General features: G+C 53.9%; 20 protein-coding genes. 4 read left to right on the forward strand and 16 right to left on the reverse strand.

Annotation, left to right across the window (positions count from 1 at the left end):
• Positions 1-12: 12 nt before the first annotated feature.
• From KI228_RS03185 to exuT, 11 genes are all read right to left on the reverse strand, one after another.
• Positions 13-378 (reverse strand): DUF805 domain-containing protein, encoded by a 366-nt coding sequence (locus tag KI228_RS03185; protein ID WP_044255823.1) that lies wholly within the window; start codon positions 376-378, stop codon positions 13-15.
• 123 nt (positions 379-501) lie between these two features.
• On the reverse strand, positions 502-1,491 hold the full coding sequence (locus KI228_RS03190; protein ID WP_042998231.1) for a glutathione S-transferase family protein: 990 nt from the start codon (positions 1,489-1,491) through the stop codon (positions 502-504).
• Between the two features lie 68 nt (positions 1,492-1,559).
• Positions 1,560-1,952 carry a DoxX family protein gene (locus tag KI228_RS03195; RefSeq protein ID WP_042998230.1) on the reverse strand — a complete coding sequence of 131 codons (393 nt, stop codon included), beginning with the start codon at positions 1,950-1,952 and terminating at the stop codon, positions 1,560-1,562.
• Between the two features lie 274 nt (positions 1,953-2,226).
• A complete protein-coding gene (locus tag KI228_RS03200; RefSeq protein ID WP_042998229.1) occupies positions 2,227-2,520 on the reverse strand; it encodes a YqjK-like family protein in 294 nt (97 codons plus the stop codon).
• On the reverse strand, positions 2,510-2,914 hold the full coding sequence (locus tag KI228_RS03205) for a phage holin family protein (protein WP_061070715.1): 405 nt from the start codon (positions 2,912-2,914) through the stop codon (positions 2,510-2,512). Before KI228_RS03205 ends, KI228_RS03200 begins: the two co-directional genes overlap by 11 nt.
• 2 nt (positions 2,915-2,916) lie before the next feature.
• Complete coding sequence (locus tag KI228_RS03210; RefSeq protein ID WP_042998228.1) at positions 2,917-3,222, reverse strand: ElaB/YgaM/YqjD family protein; 306 nt, start codon at positions 3,220-3,222, stop codon at positions 2,917-2,919.
• Positions 3,223-3,255: 33 nt separating this feature from the next.
• Complete coding sequence (locus KI228_RS03215) at positions 3,256-3,624, reverse strand: DUF1090 domain-containing protein (protein WP_042998227.1); 369 nt, start codon at positions 3,622-3,624, stop codon at positions 3,256-3,258.
• A 148-nt stretch (positions 3,625-3,772) separates the two neighbouring features.
• Positions 3,773-4,156 (reverse strand): EnvZ/OmpR regulon moderator MzrA, encoded by a 384-nt coding sequence (gene mzrA / locus KI228_RS03220; RefSeq protein ID WP_042998226.1) that lies wholly within the window; start codon positions 4,154-4,156, stop codon positions 3,773-3,775.
• Positions 4,157-4,159: 3 nt separating this feature from the next.
• Positions 4,160-4,822 (reverse strand): DedA family general envelope maintenance protein YqjA, encoded by a 663-nt coding sequence (gene yqjA / locus KI228_RS03225; protein ID WP_042998225.1) that lies wholly within the window; start codon positions 4,820-4,822, stop codon positions 4,160-4,162.
• Between the two features lie 338 nt (positions 4,823-5,160).
• Positions 5,161-5,937, reverse strand: a complete 777-nt coding sequence (exuR, locus tag KI228_RS03230) for a transcriptional regulator ExuR (protein ID WP_042998224.1) — start codon at positions 5,935-5,937, stop codon at positions 5,161-5,163.
• A gap of 137 nt (positions 5,938-6,074) precedes the next feature.
• On the reverse strand, positions 6,075-7,376 hold the full coding sequence (gene exuT, locus KI228_RS03235) for a hexuronate transporter ExuT (protein WP_042998223.1): 1,302 nt from the start codon (positions 7,374-7,376) through the stop codon (positions 6,075-6,077).
• A 470-nt stretch (positions 7,377-7,846) separates the two neighbouring features.
• Here exuT and uxaC point away from each other — a divergent pair, with 470 nt between their 5' ends.
• From uxaC to KI228_RS03250, 3 genes are all read left to right on the forward strand, one after another.
• On the forward strand, positions 7,847-9,259 hold the full coding sequence (gene uxaC, locus KI228_RS03240; protein ID WP_044328005.1) for a glucuronate isomerase: 1,413 nt from the start codon (positions 7,847-7,849) through the stop codon (positions 9,257-9,259).
• A gap of 14 nt (positions 9,260-9,273) precedes the next feature.
• Positions 9,274-10,761, forward strand: a complete 1,488-nt coding sequence (locus tag KI228_RS03245) for a UxaA family hydrolase (RefSeq protein ID WP_044265554.1) — start codon at positions 9,274-9,276, stop codon at positions 10,759-10,761.
• A 98-nt stretch (positions 10,762-10,859) separates the two neighbouring features.
• Positions 10,860-11,414: a YgjV family protein gene (locus KI228_RS03250; RefSeq protein ID WP_046487516.1), complete on the forward strand. Its 555-nt coding sequence runs from the start codon at positions 10,860-10,862 to the stop codon at positions 11,412-11,414.
• A gap of 16 nt (positions 11,415-11,430) precedes the next feature.
• Here the strand turns inward: KI228_RS03250 and sstT are convergent, their stop codons facing one another.
• From sstT to KI228_RS03270, 4 genes are all read right to left on the reverse strand, one after another.
• The gene (gene sstT / locus KI228_RS03255) at positions 11,431-12,675 is read right to left on the reverse strand and encodes a serine/threonine transporter SstT (protein WP_042998220.1); all 1,245 of its coding nucleotides are present in this window, start codon (positions 12,673-12,675) and stop codon (positions 11,431-11,433) included.
• 252 nt (positions 12,676-12,927) lie between these two features.
• A complete protein-coding gene (locus KI228_RS03260) occupies positions 12,928-13,893 on the reverse strand; it encodes a TerC family protein (RefSeq protein WP_042998219.1) in 966 nt (321 codons plus the stop codon).
• A 271-nt stretch (positions 13,894-14,164) separates the two neighbouring features.
• On the reverse strand, positions 14,165-15,163 hold the full coding sequence (locus KI228_RS03265; protein WP_061070603.1) for a Gfo/Idh/MocA family protein: 999 nt from the start codon (positions 15,161-15,163) through the stop codon (positions 14,165-14,167).
• Positions 15,164-15,232: 69 nt separating this feature from the next.
• Positions 15,233-15,736 carry a M48 metallopeptidase family protein gene (locus KI228_RS03270; protein WP_044255814.1) on the reverse strand — a complete coding sequence of 168 codons (504 nt, stop codon included), beginning with the start codon at positions 15,734-15,736 and terminating at the stop codon, positions 15,233-15,235.
• Between the two features lie 83 nt (positions 15,737-15,819).
• Here KI228_RS03270 and rlmG point away from each other — a divergent pair, with 83 nt between their 5' ends.
• Complete coding sequence (gene rlmG / locus KI228_RS03275) at positions 15,820-16,956, forward strand: 23S rRNA (guanine(1835)-N(2))-methyltransferase RlmG (protein WP_044255811.1); 1,137 nt, start codon at positions 15,820-15,822, stop codon at positions 16,954-16,956.
• 45 nt (positions 16,957-17,001) lie between these two features.
• On the opposite strand, the gene KI228_RS03280 is transcribed toward rlmG, so the two are convergent.
• Complete coding sequence (locus tag KI228_RS03280) at positions 17,002-19,020, reverse strand: oxidoreductase (protein ID WP_061070602.1); 2,019 nt, start codon at positions 19,018-19,020, stop codon at positions 17,002-17,004.
• Between the last annotated feature and the right edge of the window lie 2 nt (positions 19,021-19,022).

Genomic DNA, 19,022 nt, shown 5'->3' on the forward strand with positions numbered 1-19,022 from the left:
CTTTTCACTTTCTCAGGGGAGAGATTTTGGATCAGGTCCGAAGCGGTTTTCGCCGGGCGTGCCGTCCTGACAGTTAAAAATGAGGATCACCAGCCAGCCGATGACGGGGATCAGTAACAACAACAGCCACCAGGCCGATCGATCGGTGTCGTGCAGACGTCGAAACTGAACTGCCCACCAGGGTAAAAAGACGAGAATTCCGTAAATTGTTGTCAGAATGCCTTCTCCTCCGGCACGCTGCCAGCCCAGGAGTTTATCCAGTACGCCGAGAACGAATGTCAGAATGACGTTGACCAGAATAAACATCCAGTACTCTTTCCGCCGGGCGCGTCCGCCAAAGCCGATATAATTTCTTAAAACCTTTAAGTACCAATCCATTTTTACCTCAATCGTGTGTCAATCACTTGTTTTTAAAGCAATCAAAGAAAGAATAGTTGCGAATGATGAGAGGGTAAATATTTGAAGGGTAAATTGAGCAGGCACCCTGAAGGGTGCCTGGGTTCACTTGGCGAAACGGCTGTCACGCCCGTGTGGTTCTTTGAGGTCTTGCCACGGGCCAATGGAGATAATGCCTGTCGGGTTAATCGTCTTATGGCTGCGAAAATAGTGGTGGCGAATATGGTCAAAATTGACCGTTTCCGCGATCCCTGGCATCTGATAAATATCGCGCAGGAAACCATACAGATTGAGATAGTCGCTGATGCGATGCTTGTCGCATTTGAAATGTGTGACATACACCGGATCAAAGCGGATGAGTGTTGTCCACAGGCGAATATCAGCCTCTGTAAGCCGATTACCTGTCAGATAGCGATGCTGACCGAGGATCTGCTCCAGCCGCGCCAGCGCGGTAAAGACGTTTTCTACCGCGTCATCATAGGCTTGCTGACTGGTAGCGAAGCCCGCTTTATAGACGCCATTGTTAACGTTGTCATAAATCCAGCCGTTCAGTTCGTCGATCTTGTTGCGCAGTTCTGGGGGATAGTAGTCCCCGGCTTTTGCCCCTTGCGCATCGAACGCCGTATTGAACATGCGAATAATTTCAGCAGATTCATTACTGACAATCGTATGGTTCTTTTTATCCCACAAAACAGGCACGGTGACGCGGCCGCTGTAATGGGGATCGGCGTGCAGGTAAAGCTGATACAGAAATTCGTGCTGATATAAGGTATCGCCTGTGGCCGCCGGAAAATCATCGTCAAAGGTCCAGCCGTTTTCCAGCATCAGTGGATTTACGACCGAGACGGAGATAAACGGCTCCAGACCCTTGAGCTTACGCAGGATTAACGTACGGTGCGCCCACGGACAGGCGAGAGAAACATACAGGTGATAGCGGTCTTTTTCTGCCGCAAAACCGCCTTCGCCGGAAGGACCCGGCGCGCCATCCGCCGTGAGCCAGTTGCGGAATGCCGATACCGAACGTTGAAATTTGCCCCCGGTGGATTTGGTATCATACCAGGTATCATGCCAGACGCCGTCGATCAGTTGTCCCATGTTTTTTCCCTCAGATAGAAAAAACGAGGAGAAAATCCCCTCGTTCTTTTTCATTCATTATAGAGCGCTTACCACTTTTTGTTCAGTACACGGTCGAGACTGAATGCGCCCGGACCGGTGATGCCCAGCAGCAGGAAGCCGCCAGCGATGGTCAGGTTTTTCATGAACATCAGTGAGTTCACGCCTTCCGCAAAGTTGCTGTGGAAGATAAACGCGGTCAGCAGTGTAAAGCCTGCGGTAAACAGCGCGGTGGTACGGGTCAGGAAACCGAACAGAATCGCCAGGCCGCCGCCGAACTCAAGCAAAATGGTCAGTGGCAGCAGGAATCCCGGAACGCCCATCGCTTCCATATACTGTTGGGTACCTGCGTAACCGGTGATTTTTCCCCAACCTGCGGTAATAAACAGGATTGGCATCAGAATACGCGCTACCAGTACACCAACATCTTCTAATTTTTTCATTCTTCTCTCCAGGAACTACACAGACTGCTGAGTTTGTTTTTTGGGTGCAATTTCGCGGCGTTCCGCGACATTGCTGTCGATGGAGAGAATCATAAGCGTGAAGAATGAGAATTGTTAGCAAGGAAAACTGTCAATATTTTTCAAAAAATTTGATTTTGTAGTGGGGTGATATTGTGGATGGGTAAGCGAAGCGCTCCTGGTACCGTTGCCGGATGGCGGCTACGCCTTATCCGGCCTACTTATTGAATGTGAGAGTCGGATAAGCGAAGCACCCTCAGGCAACGGTTGAGCGTAGCGTCTTTTTAGCCAGTCGCCAGACGCTCCACACGCCAAACCCGCGCTTTGCCCAACGCACGAGCAGGTTAGGGTGGCGAATCGTCCAGACGGCCATCACACTGCTGCCGACCAGCGCCCAGGAGCGCAAACTCAGTAGGGTGTTCCAGCCACGATCGTAAGCGCCCGTGGCTTCCAGCCAGTCACGACGACTGGCTGAAAGATCCAGCCGTTGCTGTTGGATCTCACGAAGCAGTCGGGCCTTACGTTGTTCACGTTCGACTTTACCGCTCACGGCTCTCCTCCTCGAGCAATTGCCGGTCATTTGCCAGTTCATGGCGCGTATGGCGTAACAATGTGGAGCGCCGTGCTTTTCGCAGCGTCCATATCCCGCCAATCAGCGCCAGTGCCAGCAGCACGACCGTGGTGGCAATCATCGCATTGAGCCGATACTGCGGGTCAACGGCCCAGATGACTAACACCATCAGGCTCATCAAACCAAATGCAGCGAAGAGCATGGTGAGTCCCAGCATCAGCAGAAGCTGAAAAAGGTTCGCCTTTTCTTCTTCAAGCTCGACGACGGCCAGACGTAACCGCGTTTCCACCATCTCAACGAGAAGAGTGACAATCCGCTGCCCGATACCCAGAACGCTTTTCCCGGGCCCTTGTGCGTGATGAGGAGCCGCCATCATTAACGACGCGTCAGCAGAACGCCCAGCACGACGCCCACGGCCGCACCAATCCCGACGCCGGTCCACGGATTTTCGCGCACATAGTCGTCAGCACGCGCAGCGGCTTCACGAGTCTGTTTAGCAATGGCATCACCCGTTTCACCGAGGCGATAGCGGCTCTCTTTAAGCGCGCGCTCGGCTTTGCTGCGGATCTTACTCAACTCTTCTTTCGATTTATCACCAGAGGAGTTCAGCACCTCTTCCAGCGTATCGGCCAGGGATTTCAACTCAGCGCGCAGATGTTCCGATGTGTTTTCTTTCGACATAGTTTTCTCCAGGTGAGTAAGTGGTACTGATACTTAGTAGTCGCGAGCTTCGAGCTCTTTCAGTTCCGCTCGCGCTTCAGCCAGTTTACGCTCGCGTTTGGCAATTTTGTCCGCATCGCCTTTTTGCTTCGCTTCGGCGAGGTCGCGCTGACGTTCGGCGATCTCTTCTTTCTGCTCAGCAATTTTTTCCTGATGATCGGCACGCAGCTTGCTGTCAGTACAGTGGGCCCTGACTTCGCTGAGCGCTTTTTTTAGCCCATTGATGCGATTCTGGTTATTGTGCTTCTCGGCGTAGCTGATCTCCCGTTGAATATCCTGCTCTTTTTGCTGGCAAAGCGTGTTAGCGTAGCTGCCAGCACTGAGAGCGAAAAGGGAGATAGCGAAAGCGATGCGGTATTTCATTCTTGAACCTTCCATTGTGACTCGTCCCCATGAATTCAGGAACGATGATCCAGTGATAAAGCGACAGGGTGACCCCATCGCCTCATTAATCATAGACATTAATCGCAGAAATCACCAAAGTGGGTGATATGATTCGGATTCCTGGAGATTACCCTACCCGATGTGGCGTATCGCGTAAACGTGACAACCACTGGACGGCCTGATTGTTATCATCCTGCTGGGCAATGATGTAGCCGCGCGGCAGCGTTTTGTCGAGCACCGCTTTGGCGGCGGCACTCTGGGCGCTGGAATCGAAAGTGATGAGCAGAGTGTCGTTCTTTGGTGTAATGCTTTTAAAACGAATGCCGTTAGCGTCGAGGTGATGCCAGATCGAGAAGCCGTCCGGCATGCTGGCCCCCTGGTGGACGGCGCGGATCGCCAGCGTGGATTCTTGCTGACGAACCGTTGACCAGACCAACAGCATGGCGCTCAACGTCAGCAGAAACGCGGTGCTCCAGGCCAGTTGTTTAAGGGTTATACGCGGTTTCAGCATCCCTTACCCTCGATTCCCGTATTTCTTTTTCCACAGGACGACCAGTGAACCGCCCAGGCCAAAAACCAGTAGCACGACGGGTAACAGCATCAGGCATGACATCAGTTGATCTTCATACTTCAGAAACACCGGCGTTTTCCCCAGCAGATAACCCAGGCTGGTTAAAATCAGCACCCACAGCAAGCCACTCATCCAGTTGAAAAATTGAAAGCGGGCATTATTCAGGCCGGATAAGCCAGCGATGGTCGGCAGCAAGGTACGAACAAACGCGATAAAACGACCAATCAGCAGGGCGGAAAGACCATGCTTATGGAATAAATGGTGAGCGCGTTGATGATAGTGGGCCGGCAGGTGCGATAACCAGTTTTGTACGATGCGGGTGTTGCCCAGCCATCGGCCCTGAATATAGCTGAGCCAGCAACCGAGGCTTGCGGCTGCGGTCAGCAACAGAATGGTTTGCGGAAAGCCCATGGCGCCTTTGGCAATCAGAACACCCACTAACACCAACAAACTGTCGCCAGGTAAAAAGGCGGCTGGCAGCAACCCGTTCTCCAGAAACAGAATCATAAATAAAACAAAATACAGCATGCCAATCATGGAAGGATTGGCCAGTGTTTCAAAATCCTGCGCCCAGAGGGCATGCAGTAATTGAGTCAAAAGTTCCATTCAGTATTCCAGGTCGAATTGGTTAACGTCACGCCGGGTTAAACAGTTTGCTACGCCGCATCATTGTTAGTGTTTTACATGGTGTGCGGACGGCGCAAAGCCGCGGCCTGAACTATTCCCTGTTAAAAGTTATGAAGTAAGCAAGCACTGACAAACATAAATTCGAATTGCATCTAATTGTAACAAAGGTCAACGTAGTCCGTTATAGAAATTACACGTCCTTGAAATGTGATTTTGCTGATCGCAGGAGAGGGTGGCGAGAGGATTTACACAGGCTGACACTTTATACCTTTCGCTTACTGACAGGCGCAACGGCGCGCCTGTCGAATCAAGAACGTTTATTTTGTCGCGTTAGCCGCCGTATCGAGATGAACGACCGGATTTTCGGCAAACAGATAACGGTCGGCATTAAATTCAAAATCGTCGCTGGTTTCATTGAACAGCATGATTTTTGTGTTCTCGAGATGCTGCCACATCGCCAGTTTTGCCGCATGCGGGTCTTTGCGGATCAGTGCCTTCAGGATTTGATCGTGGTCGTCGCACCAGTTATCGACGGTACGCGCATCAATATGTTCGTGCAGTTTCTTCCAGTACGGGTTGTGACTGCGCTGAGTCCACATTTTTTCCACGATAGCGGCCAGTGCGGAGTTCTGCGTGGCTAACGCGACCTGAATGTGGAATTGCAGGTCCCATTCGGAGTCGCGGAAACATTTTTCGTTGCGCGCCTGTTCCTGGATCGTCATCAGTTTCATGATGTCCTGCTTGGTGACCTGGGTGGCGGCAAACTCTGCAATATTGCTTTCGATAAGCTGACGCGCCTGGAGTAATTCAAAAGGACCGTAGTTGGCAAACTCCAGCGACTCGTCGGTGACCTGCTGGTGGCGCGGTTGGTTGGAAATCACATGAATCCCGGACCCCTTACGGACCTCAACATACCCTTCGACTTCCAGCATGATGATGGCTTCACGAACCACGGTACGGCTGACATTTTTTTCATCGGCAATAAAACGCTCTGCAGGCAATTTATCACCCACCAGGTAAACGCCCTGTTCGATGCGCTCTTTTAAATCAGCAGCAAGTTGTTGATACAAACGTCGTGGTTCGGTGATTTCCATATGCACTCCAGGCATGATACGGCAGACTGTATTTGTTATACCACTTTCGCGAGTTTGGCTCTATACGCAGAAACGAAAAAGCCGCCTGCGGGTGCCAGCAGGCGGCTGAGATTGCTTATGCGTTATCCGTCGGCAGGCTAACTTTGCGCTGCCGGTTCATCAAACTGCGGGCCAGAATCGACTTCACTGGCCGGTTTGTTTTGCAGCACGGTCCAGATAACCAGCGCGCCCAACAGGTCGAACACGGCCAGTACTGCGAACAGCGGGCTGAAGCCAATGGTGTCTGCCAGCGCACCGACCACCAGGGCGAACAGCGTACTCGCCAGCCAGGCAGACATCCCGGTCAGACCGTTCGCCGTGGCCACTTCGTTACGACCAAAGACATCAGAAGAGAGTGTAATCAGCGCACCGGACAGGGCCTGGTGAGCAAAACCACCAATACACAGCAGCATGATGGCGATGTACGGGCTGGTGAACAGACCGATCATCCCTGGGCCAATCATCAGCACAGCACCCAGCGTAACGACCATTTTTCGTGAGACAATCAGGTTGACACCAAACCAGCGCTGGAACAGCGGCGGCAGGTAACCCCCCACGATGCAACCGAGGTCAGCAAACAGCATCGGCATCCAGGCGAACATTGCAATTTCTTTCAGGTTAAAGCCATAGACTTTGAACATGAACAGCGGGATCCAGGCGTTAAACGTCCCCCAGGCTGGTTCTGCCAGAAAACGCGGCAGGGCGATACCCCAGAACTGGCGGTTACGCAGGATCTGCACGAGTGACATTTTCTTTTTGGTGCTGTTTTTGTGCTGCGCTTCCTGGCCATTAATAATGTAGTCGCGCTCTTCGTCCGTCAGTTTTTTCTGGTCACGCGGATGCTTATAGAAGATAAGCCAGGACATGGCCCAGATGAAGCTCAGGGCACCAGAGATAATGAACGCCATCTGCCAGCTGTGCATCACGATCGCCCAGACAACCAACGGCGGGGCAATCATCGCACCGATAGAGGAGCCGACGTTAAAGTAGCCGACCGCAATGGAGCGTTCTTTCGCCGGGAACCATTCGGAACTGGCTTTCAGCCCCGCCGGGATCATCGCGGCTTCTGCCGCACCGACCGCGCCGCGCGCCAGCGCCAGGCCCCCCCAGCTTCCTGCCAATGCGGTTGCGCCACAGAAAACGGCCCATAACACGGCAAACATTGCATAGCCTATTTTGGTGCCCAGTATATCCAGCACATAGCCGGCAACAGGTTGCATGACAGTGTAAGCAGCAGAATAGGCTGCGATGATATAGGAGTACTGTTGGGTGGAGATGTGCAACTCTTCCATCAGAGTTGGCGCAGCTGCCGCCACAGTGTTACGCGTCAGGTAACCCAGCACGGTGCCAAGCGTCACCAGCGCAATCATGTACCAACGTAACCCTTTAATTTTACGCATGTAAAACCTCATCGTTTTGTTATTTCCGCAAAGATCGCGGTCATCTTCCTGCCTGTGGCAGAGGATGCTGTTTACGACGGGGTAACCAAAAAAAGCCGGTACGCCCGAACGTTGCCATAAATAAATTTTGCTAATTCGGTTTCCGTACCGGTCAATCCGATGATGAATCATCGGTAACTATGCATTCCGTCGGCTTATGTATCGCGACGGCAGAAAGATAACTTGTCATACAACTTTAAAAGGTGAGTGCCATCACAAAAGTATGAATCTTAGCGTGGTTATTATTTCGATTAGGCGATGCCAGAGCTGGCGCGGCTTGAGGCGATGTTTACCACTTCGAGGGTAAACAATTTGTCGGCATTTATTGATCTACCTCACGAAAATATCTACAGACTATGGAAATTGGTGTGATAACTTTGTCAGCATCGCTACATAAGCAATCAGACGCACTCGTTGAGAGGAAGACGATAATGACCCCGTTTATGACAGAAGATTTTCTACTTGATACTGAATTTGCCCGCCGTCTGTATCATGATTATGCGAAAGACCAGCCTATCTTCGATTACCATTGCCATCTGCCGCCACAGCAAATCGCCGAAGACTACCGGTTCAAGAATCTGTATGACATCTGGCTGAAAGGCGACCATTACAAATGGCGCGCGATGCGCACTAACGGTGTCGCTGAGCGCCTGTGTACCGGCGACGCTTCTGACCGCGAGAAGTTTGACGCGTGGGCGGCGACGGTTCCGCATACGATCGGCAACCCGTTATACCACTGGACGCACCTTGAACTGCGTCGCCCATTCGGCGTGACAGGTAAGCTGCTTTCTCCGTCGACGGCGGACGAAATCTGGAATCAGTGCAACGAACTGCTGGCGCAGGATGAATTCTCCGCACGCGGCATCATGCAGCAGATGAACGTGAAAATGGTCGGCACGACTGACGATCCGATCGATTCGCTGGAGCATCACGCAACGGTCGCAAAAGACAGCAGCTTCTCCGTGAAAGTTTTGCCAAGCTGGCGTCCGGATAAAGCCTTCAATATTGAGCAGGCGACCTTCAACGATTACATGGCAAAACTGGGTGAAGTGTCGGACACCGACATTCGCCGCTTTACCGATCTGCAAAGCGCGCTGACCAAACGTCTGGATCATTTTGCGGCGCACGGCTGCAAAGTTTCCGACCACGCGCTGGATGTGGTGCTGTTCGCAGAGTCCAGCGACGCTGAACTGGATAGCATTCTGGCACGTCGCCTGGCAGGCGAGACGCTGAACGAACATGAAGTGGCGCAGTTCAAAACGGCTGTGCTGGTGTTCCTGGGGGCGGAATATGCGCGTCGCGGTTGGGTACAGCAATACCATATTGGCGCCCTGCGCAATAACAACCTGCGCCAGTTCAAACTGCTGGGGCCGGATGTGGGCTTTGACTCCATCAACGACCGTCCGATGGCGGAAGAGTTATCAAAACTGCTCAGCAAACAGAATGAAGAAAACCTGTTGCCGAAAACCATTCTCTACTGCCTGAACCCGCGCGATAACGAGGTGCTGGGCACCATGATCGGCAACTTCCAGGGGGAAGGGATGCCGGGCAAAATGCAGTTCGGTTCCGGCTGGTGGTTCAACGATCAGAAAGACGGCATGGAACGTCAGATGACGCAACTGGCGCAATTGGGTCTGTTAAGCCGCTTTGTCGGCATGCTGACCGACAGCCGCAGCTTCCTGTCTTATACCCGTCACGAATACTTCCGTCGCATTCTCTGCCAGATGATTGGCCGCTGGGTGCAGGCCGGTGAAGCCCCGGCTGATAGTCAACTGCTGGGCGAGATGGTGAAAAACATTTGCTTTAACAATGCGCGTGATTACTTCGCCATTGAACTGAACTAAGGTCCGGGGTTGATATGCAATACATCAAAATCCATGTGCAGGATAACGTTGCGGTCGCGCTGGCTGATTTGGCGCAGGGAACGGAAGTCACTGTGGACAACCACACCGTAACGCTTCGCCAGGATATTGCTCGCGGACATAAATTTGCGCTGAGTGACATCAGGAAAGGGGCGTACGTGATTAAGTATGGTCAGCCTATCGGCCATGCTTTGACGGACATTGCGGCGGGTGAACATATTCACGCCCACAATACTCGCACCAATCTGAGCGATTTGGATGAGTATCGCTATCAACCCGATTTTCAGGATCTTCCTGCGCAACCGGCGGATCGCGACGTGCAGATTTATCGTCGCGCTAATGGGGACGTCGGGGTACGAAACGAACTCTGGATCCTGCCAACCGTTGGCTGCGTCAACGGGATTGCGCGCCAGATCCAGAGCCGTTTCCTGAAAGAGACGAATGATGCTGAGGGCACTGACGGTGTCTTCCTGTTCAGCCACACCTACGGCTGCTCGCAGCTTGGCGACGATCACATCAACACCCGCACCATGCTGCAAAACATGGTCCGTCATCCGAACGCCGGCGCGGTGCTGGTGATTGGCCTGGGATGTGAAAACAACCAGGTCGATGCCTTCCGCGAAACGCTGGGCGACTTCAATCCTGAGCGTGTGCACTTTATGATTTGTCAGCATCAGGACGATGAAGTGGAGGCGGGACTTGAGCATCTTCATCAGCTTTATGACGTGATGCGCCACGACAAACGCGAGCCGGGGAAACTGAGCGAGCTGAAGTTTGGTCTGGAGTGTGGTGGTTCAGACGGGCTTTCCGGGATCACCGCGAACCCGATGCTTGGTCGCTTCTCTGACTACATGATTGCCAACGGCGGCACCACCGTGCTGACCGAAGTGCCGGAGATGTTCGGGGCGGAGCAATTGTTGATGAGTCACTGTCGCGACGAAGAAACGTTCGGCAAACTGGTCACCATGGTCAATGACTTCAAGCAGTATTTTATCGCCCACAATCAGCCGATTTACGAAAACCCTTCGCCGGGTAACAAAGCCGGTGGGATCACTACGCTCGAAGACAAGTCGTTGGGCTGCACGCAGAAAGCGGGTTCCAGTCAGGTGGTTGACGTGCTGCGCTACGGCGAGCGTTTGAAAACCCACGGTCTGAATCTGCTGAGCGCGCCGGGTAATGATGCGGTTGCCACCAGTGCGCTGGCGGGTGCCGGTTGTCACATGGTGTTGTTCAGCACCGGTCGCGGTACTCCTTACGGCGGATTTGTGCCGACGGTGAAAATTGCCACCAACAGCGAACTGGCGGCGAAGAAAAAGCACTGGATCGACTTTGATGCGGGCCAGTTGATCCACGGCAAAGCGATGCCGCAACTGCTGAATGAGTTCATTGATACCATCGTCGATTTCGCCAACGGTAAGCAGACCTGCAACGAACGCAATGATTTCCGCGAACTGGCTATCTTTAAAAGCGGCGTAACGTTGTAAAAAGTGCCGAATGACGGCAAAACGCCTTATCAGGCCTACGCTGGCAGGCCTGATAAGCGCAGCGCCATCAGGCATTGTTAATGGAGTTGATGTCGTTTATGACCGCGTATTGGCTGGCTCAGGGCGTCGGTGTGCTCGCGTTTCTGATTGGCATTACGACGTTTTTCAACCGCGATGAGCGCCGCTTCCGACTCCAGCTTGCCGTCTATAGCGCCACGATAGGCGTACACTTCTTTCTGATGGGCGCCTGGCCCGCCGGGATGAGCGCGGAACTCAATACCGTGCGTACTCTGGTGTCGATGCGCACCCGCAAACTGTGGGTGATGGCGCTGTTCATTATCCTCACCCTGGTGCTAGGGCTGGCGAAACTACAGCATGCGATGGAAATTCTGCCCATCATCGGCACGCTCGCCAGTACCTGGGCGCTGTTCCGCTGTAAAGGATTAACGGTGCGCTGCGTGATGTGGTGTGCGACTGCCTGTTGGGTGGTACACAACTTCTGGCTGGGATCGATCGGCGGAACGCTGATTGAAGGCAGTTTTCTGGTGATGAACGGGCTGAACATTATTCGTTTCTGGCGTATGAAACGCCGGGGAATCGATCCATTCAAAATTGAGAAAAGCGTACAGGAAGAGACCCCTTCCGCCAGATGACGGAAGGGTTTAAGGCTTAGCTACGCAGCGCGTTATTCGCCAGACGTTCGTCTTCAGCCTGGCAGGCTGCCGCGGTAAACAGGACGTCAGTGGAGGAGTTCAGCGCCGTCTCACAGGAATCCTGCAGCACGCCGATGATAAAGCCGACAGCAACCACCTGCATGGCGATATCGTTCGGGATACCAAACATATTACAGGCCAGCGGGATCAGCAGCAGCGAGCCACCTGCAACACCGGATGCGCCGCAGGCGCACAGCGAGGCGACCACGCTCAACAGCAGCGCGGTGGGCAGATCCACCGGAACGCCCAGCGTATGCACCGCTGCCAGCGTTAACACCGTAATGGTGATCGCCGCGCCCGCCATATTGATGGTGGCGCCCAGCGGAATAGAAACGGAATAGGTATCGCGATCCAGATTCAGTTTTTCACACAGCGCCATATTCACCGGAATATTCGCTGCTGAACTTCGGGTGAAGAAAGCATAAACGCCGCTTTCACGCAGGCAGGCAAAAACCAGCGGATACGGATTGCGACGAATTTTCCAGAATACCAGCAATGGGTTGATCACCAGCGCGACCAGCGCCATACAGCCGACCAGCACAACCAGCAGTTGCGCGTAGCCCCACAGCGTGGAGAAGCCGGTGGTGGCGAGGGTCGATGCGACAAGACCAAAAATACCAATCGGGGCAAAGCGGATCACCAGTTTCACCATAAAGGTCACGGCGTTCGACATATCATTGACCAGATTTTTGGTGGTGTCGTTGCCGTGACGCAGGGCAAAACCAAGGCCGACCGCCCACACCAGGATGCCGATATAGTTGGCATTCAGCAGCGCATCAATGGGGTTAGAGACCATACTCATCAGCAGACCACGCAGTACTTCTACAATGCCTGACGGCGGCACGATATCATGCGAACTGGTGACCAGATGCAACGTTGAAGGGAAGGCGAAGCTGAAGACTACCGCGGCGAGCGCCGCAGAAAACGTCCCCAACAGATAGAGAAACAGAATCGGGCGAATGCTGGTTTTTTGCCCGTGCTGATGGTTGGCGATCGACGCCATCACCAGCATCAGAACCAGAATCGGGGCGACGGCTTTTAACGCACCGACGAACAATGTGCCGAGCAAGCCAACGGCAATGGCTGCCGGTTTTGAAATCCATGCCAGTATGATCCCCAGTACGAGACCGACCAAAATTTGTTTAACCAGGCTTCCTTGAGCCAAACGCTGTAGCAGCCCCGATGAACGTTGCGTAGTCATTTCTTGATCCTTACAGTGTGTTGTTGCTCATCCTTCGCGCGTTCTATGGACGCCGCTTTCCGGATGTAACAAAGTGTTTGCCTGGTTGAGTATAAGGAAAGATAACGCTTCGGGAAGCGAAATATGCTGGATTTCATGCTGCGGTCATGTTTTGTAACTTGGTGTTAACAATATTGTGACATGTTCTACAAAAAGCAGAGGCCAGATTATCGATTGGCCGGGGACGCGCTAGCGTCGCCCGGCACGACAGAATTACGCCTGTTGTTTCTTATCATGCTGGTAGTTGACCCAGGCGTTGATCAGTAACGTCACGACCAGGATGCCAAATACCACGCCGAGCGAAATCGCAATCGGGATATGGTAGAAGTCGACGATCAGCATCTTTATACCGATAAACACCAGGATCACCGCCAGACCGTATTTCAGCATAGAGAACCGCTCTGCAACTCCCGACAGCAGGAAGTACATGGCACGCAGGCCCAGGATCGCGAACAGGTTCGAGGTCAGAACGATGAACGGGTCAGTCGTAACAGCAAAAATAGCCGGAATACTGTCGACCGCAAAAATAACGTCGCTCAGTTCCACCAGAATCAGCACCAGCAGCAGCGGCGTGGCATACAGCAGACCCTTTTTACGCACGAAGAAATGTTCGTTCTCGATAGTATCCGTCATGCGCAGATGTCCGCGCAGCCAGCGCACCAGAGGCTTATCGCCAATGCCGGCGTCATCTTCTTTCGCCAGCGCCATTTTTACCCCGGTAAACAGCAGGAAAGCGCCAAACACGTACAGCATCCATTCGAACTGCGTAATCAGCCAGGTACCAGCAAAAATCATTATCGTACGTAGCACGATGGCACCCAGCACGCCGTAGACCAGTACCCGACGTTGCAGGGCTGGCGGCACCGAGAAGTAGCTGAACAACATCAGCCAGACAAAGACGTTATCGACCGCGAGGGATTTTTCGATCAGATAACCCGTGAGGAACGCCAGCGCCTGCGGATCGGCGACGGCGCGGCCTTCGGTTTGTACCAGGTACCACCAGAATGCAGCGTTAAACAGTAGCGAGAGCGTGACCCAGACCAGGGACCAGGCAGCCGCTTGCTTCATGGTCATCGTATGTACGCCACGACGCCCCTGCAAAAAGAGGTCGATAGCCAGCATGATCACCACAACAACAGCGAATCCGCCCCATAACAACGGTGTGCCGACAGTATTCATCATCATTCCTTACACATAAAAAAAACGGCCAACGTCGGAAGACGTCAGCCGCTGCTTTTTATGCATAGACCTCGCCTTCCGGCAAGGTCTCACTTACAACAAAAAAAGAATGCGTTAGCGCATTCCTTTGTCGTTGCCCGGTGACCGGATGTGGTTTTTCACACATCGTAATGACGATCGACCGACAATGAAGTTACTCCCCTTTGCAGGTAACAAAATATGACAGGCCATGCATTCCGTCAATGGCCTGTAACATCTGTTTTACAATGTTTTACGCAGTCGCTGCGCGGCTGACATCGTCTGCCGGGAAGGTGACGCCGGTCTGGCGACGAATCTCGGTTAACAATTTTGCCGTGATGCGACTGTTGGACAATCCAGGGTGATTCACTTCATTGGCGTCCACCAGTGCTGCAAACGCCTGTGCCTCATACAGCATAGTATTGATGTGCTGCGGTTGGGTAAGATCCTGGGTTTTCCCGCCGCGCGGAACAAAACAAACCTTCTGGCATTCGGAGATTTTTTCGATCACCAGCGATCCGGCTTCGCCCTGAATTTCACTGTCGACAACGGAATCACTCACTTTGGAATGCTGGAGGGTGACGCTGAAATCACCGTAGTCCATCACCACCACGCCGTGGGCATCGACACCGCTCTCCAGCAGACTGGCAGAGGCCTGTACGCTGTGCGGTTCTCCCCATAGCGCCACAGCGGAAGCCAGGCAGTAGAAGCCAATGTCCATGATCGAGCCATTGGAGAAGGCCGGGTTAAAGGTGTTCGGGTTTTCGCCGTCAAGATAGCGCTGATAGCGCGACGAGTACTGACAGTAATTGAGGAACGCTTTGCGCATTTTACCGACTTTCGGCAGCGATTGTTGTAACAGCAGGAAGTTAGGCAGACTGGCGGTTTTAAACGCTTCGTAAAGCACCACTTGATTTTCCCGCGCACAGGCGATGGCGGCTTCGACTTCGGCCAGATTCGACGCCAGTGGCTTCTCGCAGATCACATGCTTTTTATGGCTCAGAAACAGTTGGGTCTGGGGAAAGTGCAGCGAGTTCGGGCTGGCAATGTACACGGCGTCAATCGCCTCGCTTTGCGCCATCGCATCCAGCGAGGTAAACAGATGCTCGACGAGGTAATCATTGGCGAAGGTTTGCGCCTGTTCGAGGCTGCGGGAATAGACTGCGGTTAACTTATATTTGCCGGTCTCATGGGCGGCATCCACAAACTGGCGGGTGATCCAGTTTGTGCCAATCACTGCGAAACGTATCATAAATGCCTTCAGGCTCCATAAAGGGATTCTGTCGTCAATTTAGCACGCCTTTATGACAAAGCCAGTGCGCTACTGCGCAGTTTCCTTTAACGACAACTGCGTCAACCAGAGGCGGGTATCAAATTCCAGCTGGTGATAGTGCGGTTCCATGTGACAGCAAAGCTGATAAAACGCCTTGTTGTGCTCCTTTTCCTTCAGATGCGCCAGTTCGTGGACGACGATCATTCGCAAAAAGGGTTCCGGCGCGTTGCGAAACACGGTGGCGACGCGGATCTCGGCTTTCGCTTTCAGCTTGCCGCCTTGTACGCGAGAGACCGCTGTGTGCAGGCCGAGCGCATTCTTCAGCACGTGGATCTTATTGTCATACATCACTTTGTTGATCGGCGGGGCGTTACGCAGAAATTGATTTTTCAGATCCTGGGTGTATTGCCAGAGCGCTTTATCCGTCGCGAAATCATGCGTTCCCGGATAGCGCTTTTCCAGCACCGCGCCCAGCCGTTGCTCGGCAATCAGCGTGCGCACCTGAGAAAGCAGGTGCTCCGGGTAGCCCTGGAGGTAAGTTAATTGGCTCATCGTCACCCATGCAAATCATAAAAAGTGTATACTCACGCACCCTTTTACGGGATACGCCGAAATTTTACCATTCAGGAGGGCCGATGAGCCACACAGACAACGGTTTCCGTTCACTGACACTAAAACGTTTCCCGGAAACGGACGACGTTAACCCACTGTTGGCGTGGGAAGCGGCCGATGATTATCTGCTGCAACAGGTGGACGATACGGAGATTCGCGGCCCGGTGCTGATCCTGAATGATACCTTCGGTGCGCTGAGCTGTGCGCTGGCGGAGCAGTCGCCGTACAGCATTGGTGATTCGTATTTAAGCGAACTGGCAACGCGGGAAAACCTGCGCCATAACGACCTCGCGGAGTCCAGCGTCAAGTTTCTCGACAGCACGGCAGAGTACCCGCAGGCGCCGGACGTGGTGCTGATCAAAGTGCCGAAAACGCTGGCACTGCTGGAGCAACAGCTGCGCGCGCTGCGAAAAGTGGTGACCCCGCAAACCCGTATCATTGCTGGCGCGAAGGCGCGGGATATCCATAACTCCACGCTGGAGCTGTTTGAGAAAGTGCTCGGTCCAACGACTACCACGCTGGCGTGGAAAAAGGCGCGTCTCATCAATTGCACCTTCAGCGAGCCGGCTCTGGCTGATGCGCCGGAAACGCTGAGCTGGAAACTGGAAGGCACCGACTGGACCATCCATAACCATGCCAACGTCTTCTCCCGCACCGGGCTGGATATTGGCGCCCGTTTCTTTATGCAGCACCTGCCAGAGAATCTGGAAGGGGAGATTGTCGATCTCGGCTGTGGCAACGGGGTAATTGGTCTGACGCTGCTGGAAAAAAATCCGCAGGCGAGCGTGGTGTTTGTCGATGAATCCCCAATGGCGGTGGCGTCCAGCCGTCTGAATGTGGAAACTAACCTGCCTGAAGCCATCGATCGCTGTGAGTTTATGATTAACAACGCGCTGTCCGGGGTTGAGCCTTTTCGCTTTAACGCCGTACTGTGCAACCCGCCGTTCCATCAGAAGCATGCACTGACGGATAACATTGCCTGGGAAATGTTCCACCACGCCCGTCGCTGCCTGAAGATCAACGGCGAGCTGTATATCGTCGCCAACCGTCACCTCGACTATTTCCACAAGCTGAAGAAGATCTTCGGCAACTGCGCCACCGTTGCGACCAACAATAAGTTTGTGGTGCTCAAAGCGGTGAAAGTCGGCCGCCGTCGCTAAGCGAACTGCCCATGCCCGGCACGCACAATGTGACCGGGCAATGAATTAAATTCCCAGCGCCAGACGGGTGCCCTGGGCAATGGCCCGGCGGGCATCCAGTTCCATCGCTACATCACAGCCGCCGATTAAGTGCACCGTCTTTCCCGCCGCATGCAGCGGTTCTGCCAGCTCACGTCGCGGCTCTTGACCCGCACAAATAATGACGTTATCGACTTCCAGCGTCTGCGCTTCACCACCGATCAACACGTGCAGACCGGTGTCGTCGATCTTCTGATAGCTGACTGCCGGGATCATCTTCACACCGCGTGAAAGCAACGTGGTGCGATGGATCCAACCGGTGGTTTTTCCCAGTCCCTCGCCGGGTTTGCTGGCCTTACGCTGGAGCATCACAATCTGACGCGGGCTGCGAGCCAGATGCGGGCCTTCCGGACGTAATCCGCCGGCCTGTTGCAGGCTGGTGTCGATACCCCATTCCACACAGAAATCGGCAATGTTCTGGCTGGTGGGTTCGCCGGGCTGACTCAGGTACATTGCGGTATCAAAGCCGATCCCGCCGCAGCCAACGATCGCCACCCGATTCCCCACCGGGGTTTTGTCACGCAGGACATCGAGGTAGGTTAAAACCTTCGGATGATCGATGCCGTCGATCGGCGGCCTGCGCGGCTCGATCCCGCTGGCGAGGATCACCTCATCGAATGCCTGCAGATCGTCTGCTGCAACATAATGATTGAGTTTCAGGGTGACGCCGGTGACGTCAATCATCCGACGGTAATAGCGGAGCGTTTCATAAAACTCCTCTTTACCGGGGATCTGTTTGGCAATATTGAACTGCCCGCCGATCTCGCCCAGCGCATCAAAGAGGGTGACATGATGACCGCGTGCCGCCGCATTGATAGCAAAGGCAAGACCCGCCGGGCCCGCGCCGACGACAGCCAGATTTTTTATTGTGGAAGCCGGAACAACAGGCATTTTGGTTTCATGGCAGGCGCGGGGATTCACCAGGCACGACGTGATTTTGCCGACGAAGATCTGATCCAGGCACGCCTGATTACAGCCGATGCAGGTGTTAATTTCATCGGCACGCCCCGATTGCGCTTTCGACAGCAGTTCGGCATCCGCGAGAAACGGGCGCGCCATCGACACCATATCGGCATCACCACGCGCCAGAATTTCATCGGCAACCTGCGGATCGTTAATCCGGTTAGTGGTGACCAGTGGCAGCGAAACGTGCCCTTTCAGCTTACGCGTTACCCAACTGAAGGCGCCGCGCGGTACCGGCGTGGCGATGGTGGGAATGCGCGCTTCATGCCAGCCAATTCCGGTGTTGATGAGCGTTGCGCCTGCGGCTTCAATGGCCTGCGCCAGTTGCACTGTTTCTGCAAAAGTGCCGCCTTTTTCCACCAGATCAAGCATCGACAGGCGGTAGATAATAATAAAGTCGTTCCCCACCCGCTGACGCACCGCACGTACCACTTCAATGGCAAAGCGCATACGATTGGTATAATCACCGCCCCATTCATCGTCGCGCTGATTGGTGCGCAGGGCGAGAAACTCGTTAATCAGGTACCCTTCCGAGCCCATGACCTCCACGCCGTCGTAACCCGCCTCCCGTGCCAGTTGGGCACAGTGCGCGAAGTCTTCTATCAGTTGCAGAATTTCTTCGTGGCTCAGTGCGTGCGGGGTAAACCGGTTGATGGGGGCCTGAATTGCGGAAGGGGCTACCAGTTGTGGTTGATAGCTGTAGCGCCCGGTATGCAGGATCTGTAGCGCTATTTTCCCGCCTTCACGATGAACCGCGTCGGTGATGATGCGGTGATGCGGCACCTCACGGGCGTCATTGAGCGTCGCGCCGCCTTCCATCGTGACGCCAGACGACGCGGGGGCGATGCCACCCGTGACAATCAGTGCGACGCCTTGCCGGGCTCGCTCGGCATAGAAAGCGGCCAGGCGTTCCGCGCCATCAGGATACTCTTCAAGTCCCGTGTGCATTGAACCCATCAGCACGCGGTTTTTAAGCCGAGTAAAACCAAGATCAAGCGGGGCGAACAGCGACGGATAGCGCATAA

It is taken from the genome of Citrobacter amalonaticus, from assembly GCF_018323885.1.
GTDB lineage: Bacteria > Pseudomonadota > Gammaproteobacteria > Enterobacterales > Enterobacteriaceae > Citrobacter_A > Citrobacter_A amalonaticus.